This window comes from Citrobacter sp. JGM124 (assembly GCF_018257795.1).
GTDB lineage: Bacteria > Pseudomonadota > Gammaproteobacteria > Enterobacterales > Enterobacteriaceae > JGM124.
In genome coordinates, this window is the sequence record NZ_JAERJD010000002.1 from 316,895 (window position 1) to 337,426 (window position 20,532).

The following is a 20,532-nucleotide window of genomic DNA, read 5'->3' on the forward strand; positions in this document are numbered from 1 at the left end:
GGTGTGAATTTTTTATTATGGCCGCCAACCGCGGCACCATGCCGTTATTATTTATAATTATTGCAAACTGTACCAACTTATAATGCCAGATATTGGCAAGGTGAGAAACCCGCGAACCGACCATTGCTGATAAGTATCAGTATCTGGCGGAATGTCATGTCAACTGGGTAGGGAAAGCACAGGAAAAGAGCGGAACTACAGGAGCAGAATGAAAAAACCGCCACGGCTGTCCACAGCAAACTTCGCGGCGTGGACAGCAGTGACGGTCTTAAATTTTGTCAGTTTGTTGTTACTGTGGTGGCATTTTATCCTGACGCTGAGAACTTTCTTTCAGATGTTTCTCAAACTTGTCATTGAACAGCTTTTTCTGCTCAGGGGTCAGAATGTTATAGATTTTATTCTGAGTCTCAAGGTGTGATAACGTTCTGGTTTTATAATTCTCAGACATTTTATCCACCTGAGCCTGGGCTTTCGCTTTGTCAAAGCTGTCACTGGCCACCAAATCATGCAGGGCCCGTTTTTCATCTTTCCGGGCGTCCTTCATCTGCCCATGCTTTTCCTGCATGATTGTGCGAATTTGTTGTTTTTGTGCATCAGTCAGATTCAGCCCTTTAAACATATGTTCATGGCCACCGTCACGCCCACCTTTATGATGCATTGGCGCACCTTCTGGCGGCATGTTATCCGCTGCATGTGCCAGATTAACGGCTCCCAGAGCCAGGGTCGATGCCATAAAGATAGCGGTTAACTTTTTCATCTTTTTATCCTTCTCGGTTCATTTATCTGTGCAGCATGATGCCGCTTGTCGAATATCATTCTAACGGATAAAGCGTCAGCAGAACGGAAGGCAAGGTAAAGCATTGAAAATAAAAAACTAAATTCGGAAGAATTGTGAAGATAATAAGGATAAAAAGGCAGATAATTGCAACAACATGCAGATAATCGTGGGTACACAAAGCGCGGCATTGTGCCGATAAAAACGCAATGGCGCATAATTTCACCATACTCAGATTTTTTCAAGCATTAAACCCGCCCGCAATCCTAATGCCACATTGGGATTAGGGAATAGCACATACTCCTCCTCTTTTTCAACGCAGTTTTGCCTCACCCCATCTTCCGCCAGGCAGGTGCCTTTCATGAAGGGGGTAAAATTCCACGTATCCTCCGCCATGTGTAAAATAAAGTCAGGTGACTGGCGAATCATTTGTTGCGTCACCCTATAACGCTGAGGTTCAGTGGCCACATCAGGAATAGGTGCTCCCGCCAGTAATGCTTCAAGGGCATGGTGTGTCTCAGTAAACGCCGTCAGGTCATTATCACCAAACGGGCGGGCTTTACCCAGTTCCAGGGTACAACTACTGGCATTAAAGCGCTCGCTGGTAAAATGACTGAAGGTTCCGGCTGGCTGCTGATGAAAGACTAACGCTTCCAGCCCGGCACTGCCCAACCAGCGTAGAAATTCAGTATCATAAGTATCAGCACGAAACGGCAATACCCCAAAACGAGGATGAAAGGAGTCTCTAATCGCGGTATGCATATCCAGATGCCAACGGCGAGACTCTGCCCCGGCATGCCAGAAACGATGAACCATCTGCTCCAGGATCTGAACACGTTCCCTTTCCGTGCTGTCAGGATGCTGTCGCCAACGCCCCCCAAACAGGCGGTTAATATCCGTATGCACATAGCGCCTTTGTTCACGCAGGGCTGCGGGATTGCCTAACACCACCATCAAACGCCAGGCCACCCCGGTCTTTCCAGACAGTAAATTGTCCACCCAGGGCATCAATAACTCAACGGGGGCCGTTTCGTTACCATGAATTCCGGTGGATAGCAGTAACGCCTGGTCTACCGCCTTATGAGGGGTAAAGGTTAACACGCCTTCCTCCCACCACTGCCATACCCCGTGACTGTTGCCTCCGGTGGTCACGGATGGCCGTTGTCCCACCAGCGTTTGCGTTAAAAAACTGACCATGATGCCCCCTGCTACTGCTGAAAAGGATAGACCGAACCTAAGTCAAGTATTTGTGTGAGTTCGTCAAGGGCATCGCGCCCTTGCTGGAGTAACAATGGATCCGCTAAATCAGCCACCGTCAGACGATCGCGATACCAGCGGTCGATCCACGAATTCAACCGGATAAATAACTGTTCATTCATCATTACTGCGGGATTGACCGCCGCCAACTCCGTCTCATTCAGTACCACACGCAAACGCAGGCAGGCCGGTCCCCCGCCATTGGCCATACTCTCCTGTAGCGAAAAAACCTGTAAATGCTCAATGGGGTTATCTGCCGCACAAAGTTGATTAAGATACCTCCAGACCCCTGGGTGCTGGCGAGACTCTTCAGGCAAGACCAGGGCCATAGTGCCATCGTTCCGGCTTAACAACTGGCTGTTAAACAGGTAAGTATTCACCGCATCACTGACGGACACCTGATCCGCCGGGACTTCTATGGCAATAAATCCCGGAACGCTTTCACGAAGGTGGGCATACAGTATTTGTTGGTTCAGGAAAGCATGCTGATGACAAAACAGAACGTGCCGATTAGTCACGGCGATGACATCGTTATGGAATACCCCCTGATCAATCACCCCGGGGTTTTGCTGAACGAAAATAGCCTGCTCCGGCCTGACTTGATTCAGCCGTGCCACTGCCTGGCTGGCCTCCAGAGTTTGCCTGGCGGGGTAACGTTGTGGTGCTCTCTGCGGGTTCGCCTCTTCCCGACCATACACAAACAACTGCACCCCCGCAGCCCCGTATTCCGCTCCTAAACGATTATGATTGGCTGCGCCTTCATCTCCCCACATCGCAACCTGAGGCAAGGCGCTGTGCACCGAGAAAACTTTCTCATCACGGAAGATAGCCTTTAACAGGCGCTCGGTGGTTGGCGCCTCGCAGGCCCGATGGAACTTATTATTAAGATTGGCGACCGTCAGGTGTACTTTGCCATCCAGTGTGTCTGCCGAGGGGGCAACCGTCGCTGCATTGGCCACCCACATAGAAGACGCTGAACTAACGGCTGAGAGCAACCAGGGTGCTTGTTTAGCGACTTTCTCAATGATCTGCACATCGCTGCCAGTGAATCCGGTTTGCCTCAAAAGCGCCACATTAGGGCGTTCCTGGGGGGGAATAATGCCCTGGAGATACCCCGCATCCGCCAGGGCTTTCATCTTCGCCAGTCCTTGCCGTGCCGCCAGCCTGGGGTTAGAAACCTGATGTTTATGACGCGCTGAGGCTTCATTCCCGAAGGATAAACCTGCGTAGTGATGTGTTAACCCAACCAGCCCGTCAAAGTTAGCCTCGTACGCTTTCTTCATGCCTTCTCCTTATGGCTAAAATCCAGCCCGGGTCCGAGGTTATTGGGCAAAGCGATATCCGGGCTTTCCAGTGTCGCCATAGGCCAGGCACAATAGTCTGCCGCATACCAGGCACTGGCACGGTGATTACCGGATGCGCCAATACCGCCAAAGGGTGCGGTACTCGCCGCCCCTGTCAGCGGCTTATTCCAGTTAACAATCCCGGCTCGCGCTTCCAGCAACAGTTGCTCAAATTTATCCCTGTCAGGAGAGATAAGGCCACAGGCCAGCCCATAGCGGGTATCATTCGCCATGGTAATCGCCTCGTCAAAGTCACGATAGCGATAAACCGCCAGTAAGGGTCCAAAAATTTCTTCATCCGGAACTGATTTAACACCACTGAGTTCAATAATTCCTGGTGACAGGAGTGAGCTCTGCGGATTTACCTGTTGAGGAACCAGCAATGCTTTGCCACCACGCACGGTATGACGCTGCCACGCGGCCAGCACTTGCTCCGCCGCGTGTGGGGTTATCACTCCCCCCATAAAAGGCTGGGGGCTGGCATCCCACTCTCCGGGTTGTATGCGGGACGCTACCTCAACCAGTCGCTGGATCAACGCGTCCCCTTTCGCGCCTTGCCTCACCAGTAGACGACGGGCGCAGGTACAACGCTGCCCGGCTGTGATAAAGGCCGACTGAATAACGATATGAACAGCGCCATCAATATCCCCGGGGTCGTCCACAATCAGGGGATTATTCCCCCCCATTTCCAGAGCCAGAATTTTCTCTGGCTGCCCGGCAAACTGGCGATGTAACTGATACCCGGTACCCGCACTGCCTGTAAAGAGCAGGCCATCCAGTTCCGGTTGCTGAGAAAGGGTGCGTCCCGTAGCGCTTCCTCCTTGTAGCAAGTTCAGCACCCCCGCAGGGATCCCGGCTTGTTGCCATAACTGCATCACTCGCTCCCCTGTTCCGGGGGTTAACTCACTGGGTTTGAATACCAGTGTATTGCCGGCCAGTAAAGCTGGAACAATATGACCATTGGGCAAGTGTCCTGGGAAGTTATAAGGGCCAAATACCGCCAGCACACCATGGGGACGATGACGTAGCGTCGAGGCACTTTCCCCCATCGGGGTTTGTATTTCCCCAGTACGGGCATGATAAGCGTTAATTGAAATAGCAATTTTATTAATCATTGCCGTGACTTCAGTGGCCGCTTCCCAGCGCGGCTTACTGGTCTCTTCGGCGATAATCTCGGTGAGTTGTTCTTTACTGGCCTCAAGTAATCGGGCAAAGCGTTCAATAAGCGCCTGCCGCTCAGTAAAATGGCGCTTCGCCCAGCCGGCAAAAGCGCCCCGGGCAGCACAGCAAGCCTGAACAACTTGCGCCTCACTGGCGGTGGTCCCCTGCCAAAGCAAGGCACCTGAAACGGGGTTATGCTTCAGGAGATGCTCACCTTGCCCTTCTACCCATTCACCTTTAATGAAATGACTCATGCTACTCTCTCCTGAGGATACAATCGCGCCACACGTAGGGTGCTACCGTTTTCACATTTCAGTACTTCTGCTGTTGCCGGATCCAGGGTCAGAACTTCAGCATTTGGATCAGCATGTACCAGCACAGTACGAAAATGGTGATAGCTTTCATTAGCAACCAGGCACAGTGGTTGCTGCTTATCCACCGCAGGACCAATGACCAGTGTTTGTAACTGGCTTTTACGAATGGCACGTACCTGGTCCAGGTCACATTCAAGGGTCGGGCCACCATCAAAGATGTCGATGTAGTCACGGAAACGAAAGCCTTCCGACTCCAGCACATGACGTGCTGGCGCGGTATGTGGATGAACCTGACCAATTACGGCCCGTGCTTCAGGGGATAAAAAATCCGTATAGATGGGGTGCTTGGGCATCAGTTCAGCGATGAACGCCTTCTTACCCGTCCCACAGAGATAGTCCGCCTGGGAAAACGCCATGGAGAAGAAGCGATTCCCCAAGCTTTGCCAGAAGGGCGAATAGCCATCCTCGTCGATGACACCACGCATTTCAGCCACCACCCGGTGGTTAAATCGCTCACGAAATGCCGCCATAAACAAAAAACGTGACTTGGATAGCAGGTAACCGTTCCCTTCTTTACGCCAGTCAGGCGCAAGAAACAGTGAGCAAAGCTCGCTGCTACCAGTGTGGTCATTACTCAGAAACAGTGTCGGTAGTGCATTGTAAATATTAAGCTCTTTTGACGCGTGCACCTGGGTTCCAACCCGGTAGTTATACCAGGGATCATTCAGGCCAACAGCCACCTCGATGGCACAAATCCCGACGACCCGCCCGGTTATCGGCTCCTCCAGGACAAAGACATACCCCTGTTCAGAAACAGGCAAGTGGCCTTGCCAGGTGTTAACTGAACGGTCAATACGCCCGGCGAGTGTTTCTTCATCCGCGGGTAATGAGGTTAACCCTCCCCCCGTGTCAGCAACCAGAGCCAGAAGCGACGGAAGATCGTTATGCTCAATGGGACGAATTACCATCATGACAGCCCCTCCCCAAGAAATCGTTCACAGGCGCGCTCAAAACGACGAAGCCCGTGTTCAAGTTCGGTTTCAGTGATAATCAGTGATGGCGCAAAGCGAATAACACTGGGACCTGCAATGAGCACCATTGCCCCTTCTTCAGCGGCAAGTGACAGAATTTGCTTCGCTTTTCCCTGGTACTCATCACGCAGCTCACCGCCAATTAACAAGCCCAGGCCACGTATTTCACTGAACAGGCCATATCGTTGATTGATTTCGTGCAGGCGCCCGACTAACCAGTGATGCCGTTGTTTAACACCATCCAGTACCTCACGGGAATTAATCAGCTCAAGTACGCGGTGCCCCACCGCACCAGCCAGCGGGTTGCCGCCATAGGTGGTGCCATGAGTCCCCGGGACCATCACATCAGCAAAGGATTCTTTGGCTAACAACGCGCCCATCGGGAAGCCACCGCCTAGCGCCTTCGCTGTGGATAACAGATCTGGCACCACGTCATAATGCATATAGGCATAGAGTTCCCCAGTACGCCCAACCCCGGTCTGTACTTCATCAAAAATAAGCGCAGCATGATGCTTATCACAAAGCTCACGCAGGCCTTTAAGGAATTCCCCATCCGCGGGCAAGCCCCCCCCTTCACCTTGCACCGGTTCAACAATGACGGCACAGGTATTATCGTCAATCAGGGCAGCGGCAGAGTTGAGATCATTAAAAATGGCGTGATGAATATCCGGGGGTAACGGGGCAAAATCTTGTGAGTAGCTCGGCTGCCCGCCGGCTGTGACGGTAAAAAGAGTCCTGCCATGAAACGCATTTTTAAAGGCCACAATGCCACTTTTTTCTGGCCCGAAGTGATCATGTGCGTATTTGCGGGCTACTTTCAGGGCGGCTTCATTCGCTTCCGCACCGGAGTTACAGAAAAAGACTTTGTCTGCGAAAGTAGCCATCACCAATTGACGCGCCAGCCTCAATACAGGCTCATTGGTGTAGCCATTTCCGGTATGCCAGAATTTTGCCGCTTGTTGCTCCAGGGCCTGACGTAATGCCGGGTGAGCATGCCCTAAGGCGTTCACAGCAATACCCCCGGCAAAATCGATATAATCTTTACCTTGCTGATCCCAGAGTGTTGCCCCCTGTCCCCTTACGGGAATAAAGGCGGCAGGGGCATACACTGGCATCATCAATGCATCAAAATCTTGACGAGTAATGGGTTGCGACATAATAGCCTCACAAGGTAAACAAAGGGTTTAATTTATGTTAAATAAATGTACCTGATGACTGCTAATGTAGATTGCAGGATCTGTGCCTGCCAGTGATAAAAATGCATACATTGACTTACATTGCGAAAAATCAACAGGTTACAGATTCACTTTATGCATTATAAGTGAATGAAAAATGCATATTATCACCGTGAAGAGTGAGGTCATGCTCAGGAAAAAGAAATATTATGCATAAATGAAATATTATTCTGGATTTGTGATCATCTTCAGGATTTATATATGCCTTTACGCCTCTTTAAGGTGCATCTGCCTCATTTTGGCGCGAAATCTGCCTCACACCACGACTGCACCGACAAGTTCGATGCCTGTACACCAGCTATCAAACCATCAACGATCCCCCCCAGCCAGACAGGCACAGTGCGAGGATCTGCCAGCACAAAACCGCTTTTTCTGTTACTATCAGGCAATACTGAATCTGATCATCTGGTTAACATCATGAAATTTGTCTCTTTTAATATCAATGGCCTGCGTGCTCGTCCGCATCAACTTCAGGCCCTTGTCGAACAGCATCAACCTGAGGTGATTGGCCTGCAGGAAACCAAAGTTCATGACGATATGTTTCCCCTGGAAGAGGTAGCAAAACTGGGCTACCACGTGTTTTATCATGGTCAAAAAGGTCACTACGGTGTCGCACTCCTGACTAAGCAGGAGCCCCTTTCCGTCACTCGCGGTTTTCCAAGTGATGCAGAGGATGCCCAGCGCAGAATCATCATGGCTGAGATCCCGTCACCATTAGGGCCACTGACGGTCATTAATGGTTATTTCCCTCAGGGAGAAAGTCGCCAGCACGAAACAAAGTTTCCCGCTAAAGCGAAATTTTATCTCGATTTACAGAACTACCTGCAAACCAGCCTCAGCCCGGAAAACCCCGTGCTTATCATGGGTGATATGAATATCAGTGCGACGGATCTGGATATAGGTATCGGCGAAGACAGCCGTAAACGGTGGCTAAGAACGGGCAAATGTTCCTTCTTGCCTGAAGAACGGGAATGGATGCAACGGCTGCTTGACTGGGGGCTGGTTGATACCTTCCGTGCTGCCAACCCAGAAGTAAAAGACCAGTTCTCCTGGTTCGATTATCGTTCTAAAGGCTTTGATGATAATCGTGGGCTACGTATCGATCTGCTGCTGGCCAGTCAGCCCCTGGCTGCGCACTGCTCTGCTACCGGTATCGATTACCATATTCGCAGTATGGAAAAGCCATCCGATCATGCGCCTGTTTGGGCTGAATTTAGCCTGTAATACTCATATCTTTCTGGCTGTCTGACCCGAGGAGAACGACAATATGGCGATGAATTACAGCAGAAGGCTCCCTTATGGGACGTAGTCTAATACTGGCGCTGTTTGTCGTTCTGTTTGTGGTGATTTATCTCTCTATCCCCCCGGGAACCTTAAGTCTCGGGACACTGCAGCATTACCAGGGGCAGCTTAAACTTTGGCAAAATGACCATCCTCAGGCCACGGTAGGATTGTTTTTCCTGACCTATTTCCTGATCTCTGCCCTGTCTATCCCCGGGACGCGGATATTATCCCTACTGGGCGGGGCCCTGTTTGGTTTACTGGAAGGAACTACGCTGGTCGCCACCGCCGCCACCAGCGGTGCTGTCATTGCCATGTTACTGAGTCGCTACCTGTTACGCGACTGGGTGCAAAGACGTTTCAGTACCATGATGGATAAAGTGAATCAGGGAATGGCAAACAATGGTTCCTACTATCTGTTTGCTGTGAGGCTGGTGCCGGTTTTGCCTTTCTCAGTCATTAATTTATTGATGGGGCTGACCCCGTTCCCGGTCTTACGCTATGCGCTGTTAACCCTGGTGGGTCTTTTACCCTCGATTGTGTTGTACATCAGCACCGGACGCGAACTGAGTCAAATTCAGAGCATGCAAGACATCCTTTCACCCAAGATCCTGTTACTTTTTTTATTATTAGGGGCACTGCCGCTGGTGTCACGCTGGCTGTTAAAATCAGTCAATAAATCACGTCCTGAGTGAATCTGAGTCATGGCTTACATCACACAGGATATTGCTCTCTGGTTTCTGGAGGTGCTTCCTTGCCACTCAATAACAAGTATCTGCCCCTGTTTCACTTTAGCGAAAAACATGCCCTGAGCATTGCAGCCCCCCAGGCCGTGGTTATGGCGGCAGTACAGGCATATCGCCCTGAAAATGACAAATTTTTCCGGGCTGCCATCGCCCTGCGTGAAATACCAGTACGCCTGTTTGGCAAGCTACGAGGCCGTACCATGGTATCAAGGCCGGCTTTTAGCCTCGAAAATTTTACCCTTCTGGAACGAAACGACGATCATGAGATCGTTTTTGGACTCGCGGGTAAGTTCTGGCAGCCTGACTATGGGCAAGTCTCTGTCGTCGATGCCAAAGCATTTCAATTATTTAATGAACCGGAAACCGCAAAACTGGTACTCAGCTATTATGCTGAGAAGTTAGATGACACTCATACTCGTCTGACTACAGAAACCCGCGTGTTCTGTCTGGATAACACCGCACGGCGGAAATTTGCCCCCTACTGGTATTTAATCAGGCCAGTCAGCGGTCTGATTAGACGGCGAATGCTGCACTCTGTGGCTCAGATGACGAAGAAAATGCAATGAAGGCCCGTCATTAAAAGCGCACAGCCATAGAAGAAGCACTCCTCACTGCGGGCCTCCGGTTCTCTTTTCTTGTCGGTTTAGTTCGTCACCTCTCCCTTTATCTGACAGGTATTTTTCTGCGACAAGGGCCAGACATCATCTATAGTTAAGCCAAGGTAATCAATCTATGTCATAAGGCAATTGTCAGATAAATTGGCGGTAATGAAATGAAAAAAATTATTATTGGTTTTATTATTTGTGGTTTCTTAGGGAGTGTTTCCGGGTGTGATGATTCTGCAAAAGAAAATACCGCAGCGCCCCAGCATCACCAAACAGACAAGAATCAGAGTACCATCACCAGCACCGATAATGATGCGGCGCCCACATTAACCCAGATAAAAAAATACATTTTTAATAATACTAAAGAGCTGGGTGCTGTTGATAGCATCACTATAACTCAGATTGATGATAATGATATTAGTGGTACAGAACGAAACCGAGCTGACGTACTGAATTACCAGCTTAAAGAATATATTATCCGGGGGAAATATCACTTTACTGATGATATTTATGAAAAGAAAAAACATGATATCCTATTGAATAACAATCGATATACTCTGTGGACCCAGCCAGTAAAAGCAAACCAGAGCCTGACCTTTTCGCTGAAAGCATCGATGAAGAAAAAAGATCAACACGAATGGATGCCCGATTTTAGTGATTTTGTGTCATCACCAGAACTTCCACAGCATATCTATACCAAAATTTCACAGCCAGAAAGAGCAATATTGTATGGAAGTGATGATTTTAACCAGATTAAAACTGAGGCTCTGGCTGCACTGAATAGCCGTAATGCGCAATGCGATATCGTCGTTGAAAAAATAAAAGCACTAAATGAGCGCATTGGTGAAATGACAAATAAAGGAGAAAGGAACAAACATTTTTTTGCGTTAAAAAATGAAAGAAGTGACCTGATTTATAGTTACCAGTGTCTTAAGGCATATCAGTCAAGCTGCGATGTCCACAAAAAAACACCAATGCCAGAGAGAGTGCTTTCTCAGTATGTTGGTTTCCTGGAAGATGCAGGTGAAAAAATTACTGATTCTTGCGCCGGGACGCCAGAATTAGCTAAATAGATGCGGGATCATCCCCCGGACTCAGGGTACTTACTTCCGACAGGGTGACAGACTGGCACCCAAAGCGGCTAAGTTCCCTCTTCCATGCCTTTTTTCGGGAAATATGTTACATGACTACCCCTTTAGATGTTGTTGCCGGAATTATTGAATATAACGGAAAAATTTTACTTGCTCGCCGGCCAGAATCCGGGGATCAGACAGGTTATTGGGAGTTTCCTGGCGGTAAAATGGAGGCGGGAGAAACTCAGCCTCAAGCCCTGGCTCGTGAGCTCAGGGAAGAATTGGGTATTGATGCAGAAATTGGCCATTACATTGCCAGCCAGCAGTGGCAAATAGCCGATCGACTGATTGTGTTACATGCCTGGCATACCTGCCAGTTTACGGGTATTCCCCAGCCGTTATGTCATAGCGAGCTGGTCTGGTGCTCACTGACTGAGGCTCAAGAGTATGCGGATAACCAAATGCTGGCCCCGGCTGATATTCCGCTACTCATGGCTTTTATAAAACACCGGGCGGTGAACAGCACCGAACGCTAAAGCTGGTTTTTAACCCTTTAACATCCCTGTGCCCGGTCAGCGCTATCCACGCCGTTCCTGGCATGCCTGCACCCTTTATGGGTAAGCATACACACCTGAAGCGCGTCTGAATAAATGGCCAGGGGCGCCGCATGGTAGCGGTGTCACACCGTCCCCTGGGCATGCAGCATTCCCCCGGTAAATAACCGAAAGTGGCGGGCGAGCCTTCCGCCCCGCCTCTCATGACCGTACTCATCTGTCTTTCCCCGCCGCTCCGCCAGACGCGTTAAAAAAAACATTTTTTGATAGAGACAGAATCATCGTCACGTGATAAAACATATCTATGATATATCTTACGACATAAAAGAGACGATAAAATGGCCATCAAACAAAACAAACCCAAACGCCCCGAACGTGTAATGAATGAACTGAAATTCAGAGAATTAGTCGTTAAAAGTAAGGAAATCATCGTCAGCTGCTTTTATCGTATTGTTCTGACCAGTGAACAACTTGCCGGGTTTTCATCATCAGGCTTTGACGATCATGTGAAGGTATTTTTCCCTGAGCCGGGTAAGCCATTAGCATTACCCAAAATGACGGATGAAGGCATTGTCTGGCCTGAGGGACCGCGCCCGGCTTCGCGCGACTATACCCCGCTGGCCTTCGATGCCGAGCGTAATGAACTGACTATCGACTTCTTCATTCACGATGGGGGGATCGCAAGCGACTGGGCAAAAGCGGCAACGGTGGGTGATACCCTGATGATCGGCGGCCCACGTGGGTCACTGGTGATCCCTACTGATTATGCCTGGCAGCTTTACGTGTGCGATGAGACTGGTTTACCGGCCGTGCTTCGCCGCTTACGTTCATTACCAGACAACATAACGCCCCAAGTACTGGTCAACTGTAGCCAGCCACAAACCCAGCCCTATTTGAGTGAGTGTGCTCATGCCAGTATTGAATGGCTGGACAGCAAATCAATCGCGGCGAAACTCCATTCGCTTACCATCCCGGCAGAAGACTACTTTGTCTGGATCACCGGTGAAGGTGAAGAGGTAAAACAACTCAGCGATAATCTGCTGGCAAGCCACGGCCTTGACACCGACTATGTGCGCGCCGCAGCGTACTGGCATAAAAAATAGGAGAGTGAATATGCGACACCATCATCTGAACGGTAAAAAACACGATCTCCATGAAAGGTGGGCCAAAGGCCACGGGCGTCAGGAACACCGAACCCAGGAAGGCAAGGCACGTCACCGCCGTGAAAAGCTGTTTGATGCCAACGACATTCGTCTGCTTATTCTGCATATTCTTGAGAAAAACGTCGCCCATGGCTATGAGCTGATTAAATCGATAGAAGCGCTAGCCAAGGGTGAGTATGTGCCAAGCCCGGGAATTATTTATCCAAACCTGACACTGCTCGAAGAGATGGGATATATCCAGGGGACGGACAGTCAGTCCAGTAAAAAAGCCTGGCAGCTGACGGATGAGGGCAGAACATCACTGGCCCGGCAACGAGATGACGTTAATGCCATCATTGAACGTCTGACATCACTGGGGGTGCTGGGGGATAATCGTCGTATTCCTGAAGTACAACGGGCCATTCATAACTTCAGGAGTGCTCTCAATACCAAACTCAGCACGGACGACATTCCGCAGGAGGCACTCTATAAAATCATCGATATTCTGGATCAGGCCGCCAAAGATATTGAACGCTGCCCGTTGCGTTAAGGTGCAACCACAGTCCTGCCCGGTGTCCGGTAAACCAGGAGGCGGCTTGCTGACACCGTAAGGAATAAGCAACCGCCCGGTTTGATTACTTAAGGCTGGATACGCTGCCAAATAAGTGGGTTGGTGCTGATGACCTGACTGTCTCTTGAACACTGAAGCAGGATACCTTCCATTTTTATAATCGCCCCCTCGGTGTAATTTTTATTGCCATAAATACAGCACTGCAAACAAGGCACAGATTGCTGATTCGTCCCTTGCTGGGTAAATACTTCAGGGGGGATAACAACCCCCAGATCGGTACCATTATTTGCGGTGGCCAGCAGTGGCAAACTGAGCAGCGCCGCAGCAAGCACGCATTTTATTGAGACCTTCTTTACTGGCCTGTTTTTTAACTCCATCATCCCCCCTGTAAACACGTTTTAGTGATGAAACTACCCGGTGCGAATCGGTAGCCTTTTATTCATAACCGTACAGTACAGTAAAAAAAACCATTCCGTTAGTCACCGGGGCGTTGGGCTACGGGCGGAGTCCCACCAGAACGTCGTCCTCGCGTGTTAATACCCGCATTTCCTTTTCCTGCTTTTTTCTTTCGCTCCTTGCCCGCCCGGGGCGTGGCTGGAGCACTGATCCCCTGAAAAGTATCCTGTACCCTTGTGTTCCGGGCCTGATGGATTAGTGAATGCAGTGTGTCAATCAAGGGTTGCATAAAGTCCTGATAACGGCAGTTTTTCTCACTGATTTGTGTCAGGGTCGCTTCCCAGTTTGCGGTCATATCGGGGCGGGCCGCCAGTTCCGGTAATGCGTGAATAAGAGCCCGCCCGGCTGGTGTGGCGTGAATAGCCCGTCCCTTCTTTTCCAAAAATGCACGTTTGAACAACAGTTCAATAATACCTGCGCGGGTCGCCTCGGTGCCTAAACCATCCGTTGCCCGCAGTACTTTCTTGAGCTCTTTATCCTGAACGAAGCGAGCGATACCGGTCATCGCAGACAGTAAGGTGGCATCGGTAAAATGCCGCGGAGGCTGGGTCTGACGGTCAACCACCTCACCCTGTTCACAGAGCAAGACGTCACCATTGGCCACAACCGGCAATGGAGTACCGTCATTGTCTTCATCACGTTCTTTATTGCCCAGCAAAGCCCGCCACCCTGCTTCGGCCAGAAAACGGGCTTTGGCAATAAATTTTCCCCCGGCAATATCCAGCTCAATGGTACATTTCCGAAACTGAGCATCAGGACAGAACTGCATTAAATACTGACGGGCAATCAGATTATAAATACGGGACTCATTTTCCGTCAGAGAGACTTTGCTGCTGCGAGCCGTGGGAATAATAGCATGGTGGGCGTCGACCTTTTTGTCATCCCAGCATCGGTTGTGTATTGACACATCAATGGCCGGGAAAGGATCAAAATCCCCCTGAATACCGATGGCGTTCAACACGGCCTGGCGCCCGGCGAAATGCTCTTCCGGAAGATAACGGCTGTCAGAACGTGGATAGGTAATCAATTTATGGGTTTCATAGAGCTTCTGACAAATATCCAGGACAGTCTGCGCACTTAAGCCATAGCGTTTGGCAGCATCAATCTGCAAACTGGATAGCGAGAAAGGCAAAGGTGCAATTTCTGATTCACGTTTGTCCTGATAACTCGTCACTGTCGCTGGCTGCCCGGTGATTCGGGCAACCACATGCTCCGCCAGTTTTCGGTTCAGTAAGCGTCCCTCTTCATCCTGGTGTGACTCACAAGACTCACTGGGTTTCCAGAGTGCAATAAAACGCTCATCCGCCGGAGTGACGATATGTGCTTTGACTTCAAAATAGTCCCGGGGGATAAAGTTTTCTATTTCTTCATCCCGGCGTACTACCAGCCCCAGCACTGGGGTCTGAACCCGGCCAACAGATAATACGCCCTGATAGCCCGCATTGCGCCCCAACAGGGTATAGGCGCGGGTCATATTGATACCATATAGCCAGTCTGCACGGGCACGAGCCAGGGCAGAAACACAAAGGGGAATAAACTCCCTGTTAGGCCTCAGTCGGGCGATGGCCCGCTCCACGGCCTGAGGATTAAGATCGTTGATCAGGCAACGCTGAACCTGTTGGCGCTTTTCAGGCGCGAGCTGCAGGTAGTCCAGGACTTCATCAACCAGTAATTGACCTTCACGATCAGGGTCACCAGCATGTATCACTTCAGCGGCCTGATTCAGAAAACGTTTAATCACATTAAGCTGTTTGGTGACAGAGGGGCGTGGCTGTAAACGCCATTTCTCAGGCACAATCGGCAAGTCAGCAAGATTCCAGCGCGCATAGCGTTCGTTATAGACGTCGGGCTGCGCCTGTTCAAGCAGGTGACCAATACACCACGTCACAACCTGCCCACTGCCACACTCAATAAAACCATCCCCTCGTCGATGAGGTTTTGGCAAGACATCGGCTATCGCTCGGGCAAGACTCGGTTTTTCGGCAATAAACAACCGCATAAAATTAACGAACCTCAATCATGGGCTGCCCGGGGCGTTTTTCATAAAGTTCTCCCATCACATTGAGCGTCATTCCGTGACGCTCGGCGATGTCGAGAACGGCTTGCCGGGCATCATCCCGTACTGCGAGCAGCAGTCCCCCGGAGGTCTGGGGATCACAGAGTAAATCGCGCCAGGCTGCCGGCATCTCACCGACTAAATGACCATAACTGGCAAAGTTTCGTCCTGTACCACCGGGAACGCAGCCCTGGGCAATGTAGCTTTCCACTGCGGGTAACTTGGGTACCGCCGTAAAATTAACCACCGCATGCAGATCAGCGCCCTGGCACATTTCGCTAAGGTGCCCCAGCAAACCAAAGCCCGTCACATCCGTCATCGCCGTGACGCCTGCTACCTCAGAAAATTCAGCGCCAGCATCATTAAGCTGACACATTACTTCAGCCGCCAGGCCCTGATGTTCCGGACGGAGGAGCGATTTCTTCTCTGCCGTTGTCAGGATGCCAATACCCAGTGGTTTGGTCAGATAAAGTTTGCAACCGGCCTGGGCGGAACTGTTTTTCTTTACCTTTTCAGTGGGGACGATACCGGTCACTGCGAGGCCAAAAATTGGTTCCGGGGCATCGATCGAGTGTCCCCCTGCCAGGGATATGCCCGCCTGCTGGCAGACAAAACGGCCGCCTTCAATCACTTGCCGGGCGATAGCAGGATCAAGGGTATTCACCGGCCAGCCGAGGATGGCAATAGCCATAATGGGTTTCCCCCCCATGGCATAAATATCACTGATAGCGTTCGTGGCAGCGATACGGCCAAAGTCAAACGGAGAGTCAACAATCGGCATGAAAAAGTCGGTAGTACTGATGATGCAGGTGCCATTCCCTAAGTCATAAACCGCCGCATCATCCCGGGTTTCATTCCCGACCAGCAAATGGGGGTCAATAAATTTAGCCTGTTCACTATGAAGAATTGTTTCTAATACCTGGGGGGAAATTTTGCAGCCGCATCCAGCACCATGGCTATATTGTGTCAGCCTAACCTGTTGCTCACTCATCAGTCTCTCCTGTCATCGATGCACACCATTGGGGATATGGTAACGCTCAAATGCCATTCTGATAAGTCTGCTTGTCTGGATTAGCGTCTTATTACACGTAATCCAGACATTTTTCTTGTTTTAATTAAAAATAGTGTACAAATGGTGCGGTATCTGGCGGGGTAAATGTTGCCGATGCTTTAAGCTGTGGCGTTCCCAAATAGAGAAAGCCCACGACTTTATCCTGTGCCCGGCCCCCTAATGCTTCACAGATTGAGGCATCTTCCGTCCAGGGGCCACTGCGCCAGATACCGTTGAACCCCTGGGCGAGTGCCGCCATTTGCATAGCCATCACCGCACAGCTGGCTGAGGCTATTTGCTCCCAGACCGGCACTTTATGGTTATCATCACAGTGCGCAATCACCGCAATAATTTGTGGGGCCCGCAATGGGCCAGTGCGGGCTTTTTCAAGCGCCTTATCATCAAACCCTGCAGCAGTCGCTGCTTTGACCAACAACTGGGCAAAACGCTCACGCCCTTCCCCTTGAATAATAACAAAACGCCAGGGCTGCAGTGTGCCATGATCCGGCGCACGCATACCCGCACGCAGGATATTTTCCAGCACCTCACCCGATGGTGCCGGTTCAATTAAACGGGACGCACTGCGACGGTTAATAAGGAGTTCAAGAGCATCCATAATGTTTTCCCCTAAATGATTTCTATTCACAAAACTAACATAACCACTACTTTTATTACAGTGCAACACCGATTGGCTACTGACATTTTGTCATCGGATCTTTAGGATAATCGGCACGCTCAGCATTTTAGCGTTCAACATTCCGACGTGAGAGCATCCAAGTGGCAGTTATGGAGAAAATATGCGCATTATTGGGCGATTAATTACGGGTATTTTTAAGTGGACATGGCGTCTGCTCAATTTTATTCGCGAGTTAGTACTGAATGTACTTTTTATTTTAATAGTACTCGTGGGTGTGGGTATTTGGTTACAGGCCAAAAGCGATTCAGCGGAACCGCCTCAAGGCGCCCTGTTACTCAATATCAAGGGGGTCATCGTTGACAAGCCCTCCGTTAATGACAAGCTGGGTATCATTGGTCGCCAGCTATTAGGAGCGAACTCTAACCGGCTACAAGAAAACTCATTATTTGATATTGTCGATGCCATTCGTCAGGCCAAAAGCGACAGTAACATTACCGGGATTGTGCTTGACCTGAAAGATTTTGCCGGCGCAGATCAGACCTCGATGCAATACATAGGTAAAGCCCTGCGTGAATTCCGTGATACAGGTAAGCCTGTGTATGCCCGAGGTGATGACTACAACCAAGGCCAGTACTATCTGGCGAGCTTTGCCAACAAGATCTGGCTTTCGCCACAAGGGAATGTCGAACTGCGCGGGTTTGCCACCAATACTTTATATTACAAGACATTACTGGACAAACTGAAAGTCTCAACCTACGTATTCCGGGTAGGAACCTATAAATCAGCTGTTGAGCCTTACTTGCGGGACAACATGTCACCTGCCGCGCGGGAAGCAGACAGTCTGTGGATAGGGGAATTGTGGCAGAACTTTATCACCACCATTGCAGCAAACCGCCAGATAACAGTGCAACAGGCATTCCCTGGCGCACAAGTGATGCTGGATAATCTTAAAAAACTCAACGGTGATACGGCTCAGTACGCGCTGGATAACAAACTGGTCGATGAGCTGGCACCCAATGCCCGAGTTGATCAGGCACTGATCAAGCAGTTTGGCTGGAGCCAGGAAAATAAAGACTTTAACTACACCAGTATTTATGACTATAGCCTGAAGCCTGCATCATCTGAAGGTGGCGCGATTGCTGTCATTTTTGTTAATGGGGCTATAATGGATGGTCCTGAAACCGCGGGGCAAGTTGGCGGAGACACCACTGCGGCACAAATCCGTGACGCACGTCTTGACCCAACGGTGAAAGCCATCGTGCTTCGGGTCAACAGCCCGGGGGGAAGCGTGAGCGCCTCTGAGTTGATTCGTGGTGAACTGATGGCAGCCCGGGATGCTGGAAAACCGATTGTGGTTTCTATGGGGGGCATGGCCGCGTCTGGTGGATACTGGATCTCTACACCCGCGAACTATATTATCGCTAACCCGAGTACCCTGACGGGTTCTATCGGTATATTTGGTGTGATTAATACCGTGCAAGACACGCTGGCCTCAGTAGGCGTGTATACCGATGGGGTATCAACATCACCACTGGCTGATCTGGCCGTCACCAAAGCACTCTCGCCTGAAGTTCAGCAGATGATTCAGCTATCTATTGAACATGGTTATCAACGGTTTATCGACCTGGTGGCAAATGCCCGTAAGATGACACCGGAACAGGTTGACGCGATTGCCCAGGGCCATGTCTGGACGGGTGAAGATGCTAAAGCGAAAGGGTTAGTTGATGCGTTGGGAGACTTTGATGATGCTGTGGCAAAAGCCGCTGAACTGGCACAGCTGAAACAGTGGCATCTCAGTTTCTGGCAGGAAGAATCAACATTATTAGATCGTGTGTTTGACTCAGTAACCGGCTCGGTACGCGCGGCGTTACCTCAGGCGTTGCAAGCTTATTTGCCCGCACCGTTGGCTGATGCCGCCATGGCAGTTAAAGCACAAAACGATCAATTTGCGCTAATGAATGACCCGCAAAATCGCTATGCGTTCTGTCTGACCTGCGGAGACGTAAAGTAATCGCCTCCCCCGCCCGGGTCCCGGGCGGGTAAACGCTCCCTGATGCTGAGTATCGAACCGACTTATCTCAGCATCAGCCAGTCGTTCCACACGTTAAAAGGGTATTGAATTTAATCAATACCCTTTTCTTATCCCGGATGGGCTTTTTTTTTTCTTCCGTCGCTCTATACTCTGCCACTTCTTAACGACTACACCGACTGAGCGATGTTTATGCAAAAGAAATCTATTTATGTTGCCTATACAGGCGGAACCATCGGCATGCAGCGCTCAACCCAAGGCTACATACCTGTTTCTGGCCACCTCCAGCAGCAACTCGCCCTGATGCCCGAGTTCCACCGTCCTGAAATGCCTGACTTTTCTATTCATGAATACCAGCCACTGATGGACTCATCGGATATGACACCAGCGGACTGGCAGCATATTGCCGATGATATCTCAGCCAATTATGATAAATATGACGGCTTTGTTATCTTGCACGGGACGGACACGATGGCGTTCACCGCCTCCGCGCTCTCCTTTATGCTGGAAAACTTAGGTAAGCCGGTCATTGTCACCGGGTCACAAATCCCCCTGGCAGAGCTGCGTTCTGATGGGCAAATAAATTTACTCAACTCGCTCTATATCGCTGCTAATTATCCGATTAATGAAGTCAGCTTGTTTTTTAACAATCGACTTTATCGGGGTAACCGCTCAACCAAAGCCCATGCGGATGGTTTTGCTGCGTTCAGCTCCCCCAACCTCCCACCATTACTGGAAGCCGGTATCCACATTCGTCGGTTGAATACCCCTCCGGCACCACAGAGTCAGGGGCCGTTAATCGTTCACCACGTATCCCCTCAGCCGATCGGCGTGGTCACGATTTACCCGGGGATATCTGCTGATGTCGTAAGAAACTTTCTGCTTCAGCCGGTAAAAGCACTGATTTTACGATCCTACGGTGTGGGGAATGCACCACAGAAAGGGGATTTTATTAAGGAATTACGTGAAGCCTGCGATCGGGGGATCATTGTCGTTAACCTGACACAATGCATGTCTGGCAGAGTCAATATGGGAGGGTACGCAACAGGTAACGCCCTGGCAGAGGCAGGGGTGATCAGTGGCGAGGATATGACCGTTGAAGCCGCCTTAACGAAACTGCATTATCTACTGAGTCAGGGCCATGATGTCCCCACCATACGCGCTGCCATGTCACGCAATCTGCGTGGTGAGCTCACACCAGATGATTAAGGTATT

The 20,532-nt window shown here is 50.3% G+C and carries 20 protein-coding genes; 9 read left to right on the forward strand and 11 right to left on the reverse strand.

The genetic code is table 11. The features are described 5' to 3' along the window. Window positions 1–289: 289 nt before the first annotated feature. The 7 genes from spy to JK154_RS04025 form a co-directional block, all read right to left on the reverse strand. Window positions 290–757 (reverse strand): ATP-independent periplasmic protein-refolding chaperone Spy, encoded by a 468-nt coding sequence (gene spy, locus JK154_RS03995; protein WP_211991206.1) that lies wholly within the window; start codon window positions 755–757, stop codon window positions 290–292. 249 nt (window positions 758–1,006) lie between these two features. Beyond that, the gene (gene astE, locus JK154_RS04000; RefSeq protein WP_211991207.1) at window positions 1,007–1,972 is read right to left on the reverse strand and encodes a succinylglutamate desuccinylase; all 966 of its coding nucleotides are present in this window, start codon (window positions 1,970–1,972) and stop codon (window positions 1,007–1,009) included. An 11-nt stretch (window positions 1,973–1,983) separates the two neighbouring features. After that, a complete protein-coding gene (gene astB, locus JK154_RS04005; protein WP_211991208.1) occupies window positions 1,984–3,315 on the reverse strand; it encodes an N-succinylarginine dihydrolase in 1,332 nt (443 codons plus the stop codon). Then, the gene (gene astD / locus JK154_RS04010; protein ID WP_211991209.1) at window positions 3,312–4,790 is read right to left on the reverse strand and encodes a succinylglutamate-semialdehyde dehydrogenase; all 1,479 of its coding nucleotides are present in this window, start codon (window positions 4,788–4,790) and stop codon (window positions 3,312–3,314) included. Before astD ends, astB begins: the two co-directional genes overlap by 4 nt. Then, window positions 4,787–5,821 carry an arginine N-succinyltransferase gene (gene astA / locus JK154_RS04015; protein ID WP_211991210.1) on the reverse strand — a complete coding sequence of 345 codons (1,035 nt, stop codon included), beginning with the start codon at window positions 5,819–5,821 and terminating at the stop codon, window positions 4,787–4,789. The genes astD and astA overlap by 4 nt, the downstream gene beginning before the upstream one ends. Next, window positions 5,818–7,038, reverse strand: coding sequence for a bifunctional succinylornithine transaminase/acetylornithine transaminase (locus tag JK154_RS04020; protein WP_211991211.1), 1,221 nt, complete (start codon window positions 7,036–7,038; stop codon window positions 5,818–5,820). The genes astA and JK154_RS04020 overlap by 4 nt, the downstream gene beginning before the upstream one ends. A gap of 311 nt (window positions 7,039–7,349) precedes the next feature. Next, window positions 7,350–7,505: a hypothetical protein gene (locus tag JK154_RS04025; RefSeq protein WP_211991212.1), complete on the reverse strand. Its 156-nt coding sequence runs from the start codon at window positions 7,503–7,505 to the stop codon at window positions 7,350–7,352. 28 nt (window positions 7,506–7,533) lie between these two features. Between JK154_RS04025 and xthA the strand changes: the two genes are divergently transcribed. From xthA to JK154_RS04060, 7 genes are all read left to right on the forward strand, one after another. Further along, window positions 7,534–8,340 (forward strand): exodeoxyribonuclease III, encoded by an 807-nt coding sequence (gene xthA, locus JK154_RS04030; RefSeq protein WP_211991213.1) that lies wholly within the window; start codon window positions 7,534–7,536, stop codon window positions 8,338–8,340. Window positions 8,341–8,414: 74 nt separating this feature from the next. Further along, window positions 8,415–9,092: a VTT domain-containing protein gene (locus JK154_RS04035; RefSeq protein ID WP_211991214.1), complete on the forward strand. Its 678-nt coding sequence runs from the start codon at window positions 8,415–8,417 to the stop codon at window positions 9,090–9,092. A gap of 59 nt (window positions 9,093–9,151) precedes the next feature. Continuing rightward, window positions 9,152–9,709: a DUF2867 domain-containing protein gene (locus JK154_RS04040; protein WP_211991215.1), complete on the forward strand. Its 558-nt coding sequence runs from the start codon at window positions 9,152–9,154 to the stop codon at window positions 9,707–9,709. Between the two features lie 206 nt (window positions 9,710–9,915). Then, window positions 9,916–10,821, forward strand: a complete 906-nt coding sequence (locus JK154_RS04045) for a hypothetical protein (protein WP_211991216.1) — start codon at window positions 9,916–9,918, stop codon at window positions 10,819–10,821. A 110-nt stretch (window positions 10,822–10,931) separates the two neighbouring features. Beyond that, entirely contained in the window at window positions 10,932–11,357 is a 426-nt protein-coding gene (locus tag JK154_RS04050) for a pyrimidine (deoxy)nucleoside triphosphate diphosphatase (protein ID WP_211991217.1), read from the forward strand. Between the two features lie 356 nt (window positions 11,358–11,713). Next, a complete protein-coding gene (locus tag JK154_RS04055) occupies window positions 11,714–12,478 on the forward strand; it encodes a siderophore-interacting protein (protein WP_211991218.1) in 765 nt (254 codons plus the stop codon). Between the two features lie 10 nt (window positions 12,479–12,488). After that, window positions 12,489–13,067 (forward strand): PadR family transcriptional regulator, encoded by a 579-nt coding sequence (locus JK154_RS04060; RefSeq protein ID WP_211991219.1) that lies wholly within the window; start codon window positions 12,489–12,491, stop codon window positions 13,065–13,067. Window positions 13,068–13,156: 89 nt separating this feature from the next. On the opposite strand, the gene JK154_RS04065 is transcribed toward JK154_RS04060, so the two are convergent. The 4 genes from JK154_RS04065 to JK154_RS04080 all read right to left on the reverse strand — a co-directional run bounded on the left by JK154_RS04065 (window position 13,157) and on the right by JK154_RS04080 (window position 17,267). After that, window positions 13,157–13,429: a DUF1496 domain-containing protein gene (locus tag JK154_RS04065; protein WP_349291095.1), complete on the reverse strand. Its 273-nt coding sequence runs from the start codon at window positions 13,427–13,429 to the stop codon at window positions 13,157–13,159. 134 nt (window positions 13,430–13,563) lie between these two features. Further along, window positions 13,564–15,543 (reverse strand): DNA topoisomerase III, encoded by a 1,980-nt coding sequence (locus tag JK154_RS04070; protein ID WP_211991220.1) that lies wholly within the window; start codon window positions 15,541–15,543, stop codon window positions 13,564–13,566. A gap of 4 nt (window positions 15,544–15,547) precedes the next feature. Beyond that, the gene (gene selD / locus JK154_RS04075; RefSeq protein ID WP_211991221.1) at window positions 15,548–16,591 is read right to left on the reverse strand and encodes a selenide, water dikinase SelD; all 1,044 of its coding nucleotides are present in this window, start codon (window positions 16,589–16,591) and stop codon (window positions 15,548–15,550) included. A 124-nt stretch (window positions 16,592–16,715) separates the two neighbouring features. Beyond that, window positions 16,716–17,267: an NAD(P)H nitroreductase gene (locus JK154_RS04080; protein WP_211991222.1), complete on the reverse strand. Its 552-nt coding sequence runs from the start codon at window positions 17,265–17,267 to the stop codon at window positions 16,716–16,718. A gap of 181 nt (window positions 17,268–17,448) precedes the next feature. Here JK154_RS04080 and sppA point away from each other — a divergent pair, with 181 nt between their 5' ends. Both sppA and ansA read left to right on the forward strand, forming a co-directional pair. Then, entirely contained in the window at window positions 17,449–19,299 is a 1,851-nt protein-coding gene (gene sppA, locus JK154_RS04085; protein ID WP_211991223.1) for a signal peptide peptidase SppA, read from the forward strand. 210 nt (window positions 19,300–19,509) lie between these two features. Beyond that, window positions 19,510–20,526: an asparaginase gene (gene ansA / locus JK154_RS04090; protein WP_211991224.1), complete on the forward strand. Its 1,017-nt coding sequence runs from the start codon at window positions 19,510–19,512 to the stop codon at window positions 20,524–20,526. Window positions 20,527–20,532 lie beyond the last annotated feature (6 nt).

What these genes read in the sequence shown, in the direction of transcription:
- spy (WP_211991206.1), bottom strand. Translation starts at nt 757, where the DNA reads ATGAAAAAGTTAACCGCTATCTTTATGGCATCGACCCTGGCTCTGGGA.
- astE (WP_211991207.1), bottom strand. Translation starts at nt 1,972, where the DNA reads ATGGTCAGTTTTTTAACGCAAACGCTGGTGGGACAACGGCCATCCGTG.
- astB (WP_211991208.1), bottom strand. Translation starts at nt 3,315, where the DNA reads ATGAAGAAAGCGTACGAGGCTAACTTTGACGGGCTGGTTGGGTTAACA.
- astD (WP_211991209.1), bottom strand. Translation starts at nt 4,790, where the DNA reads ATGAGTCATTTCATTAAAGGTGAATGGGTAGAAGGGCAAGGTGAGCAT.
- astA (WP_211991210.1), bottom strand. Translation starts at nt 5,821, where the DNA reads ATGATGGTAATTCGTCCCATTGAGCATAACGATCTTCCGTCGCTTCTG.
- JK154_RS04020 (WP_211991211.1), bottom strand. Translation starts at nt 7,038, where the DNA reads ATGTCGCAACCCATTACTCGTCAAGATTTTGATGCATTGATGATGCCA.
- xthA (WP_211991213.1), top strand. Translation starts at nt 7,534, where the DNA reads ATGAAATTTGTCTCTTTTAATATCAATGGCCTGCGTGCTCGTCCGCAT.
- JK154_RS04035 (WP_211991214.1), top strand. Translation starts at nt 8,415, where the DNA reads ATGGGACGTAGTCTAATACTGGCGCTGTTTGTCGTTCTGTTTGTGGTG.
- JK154_RS04045 (WP_211991216.1), top strand. Translation starts at nt 9,916, where the DNA reads ATGAAAAAAATTATTATTGGTTTTATTATTTGTGGTTTCTTAGGGAGT.
- JK154_RS04050 (WP_211991217.1), top strand. Translation starts at nt 10,932, where the DNA reads ATGACTACCCCTTTAGATGTTGTTGCCGGAATTATTGAATATAACGGA.
- JK154_RS04055 (WP_211991218.1), top strand. Translation starts at nt 11,714, where the DNA reads ATGGCCATCAAACAAAACAAACCCAAACGCCCCGAACGTGTAATGAAT.
- JK154_RS04060 (WP_211991219.1), top strand. Translation starts at nt 12,489, where the DNA reads ATGCGACACCATCATCTGAACGGTAAAAAACACGATCTCCATGAAAGG.
- JK154_RS04070 (WP_211991220.1), bottom strand. Translation starts at nt 15,543, where the DNA reads ATGCGGTTGTTTATTGCCGAAAAACCGAGTCTTGCCCGAGCGATAGCC.
- selD (WP_211991221.1), bottom strand. Translation starts at nt 16,591, where the DNA reads ATGAGTGAGCAACAGGTTAGGCTGACACAATATAGCCATGGTGCTGGA.
- JK154_RS04080 (WP_211991222.1), bottom strand. Translation starts at nt 17,267, where the DNA reads ATGGATGCTCTTGAACTCCTTATTAACCGTCGCAGTGCGTCCCGTTTA.
- sppA (WP_211991223.1), top strand. Translation starts at nt 17,449, where the DNA reads ATGCGCATTATTGGGCGATTAATTACGGGTATTTTTAAGTGGACATGG.
- ansA (WP_211991224.1), top strand. Translation starts at nt 19,510, where the DNA reads ATGCAAAAGAAATCTATTTATGTTGCCTATACAGGCGGAACCATCGGC.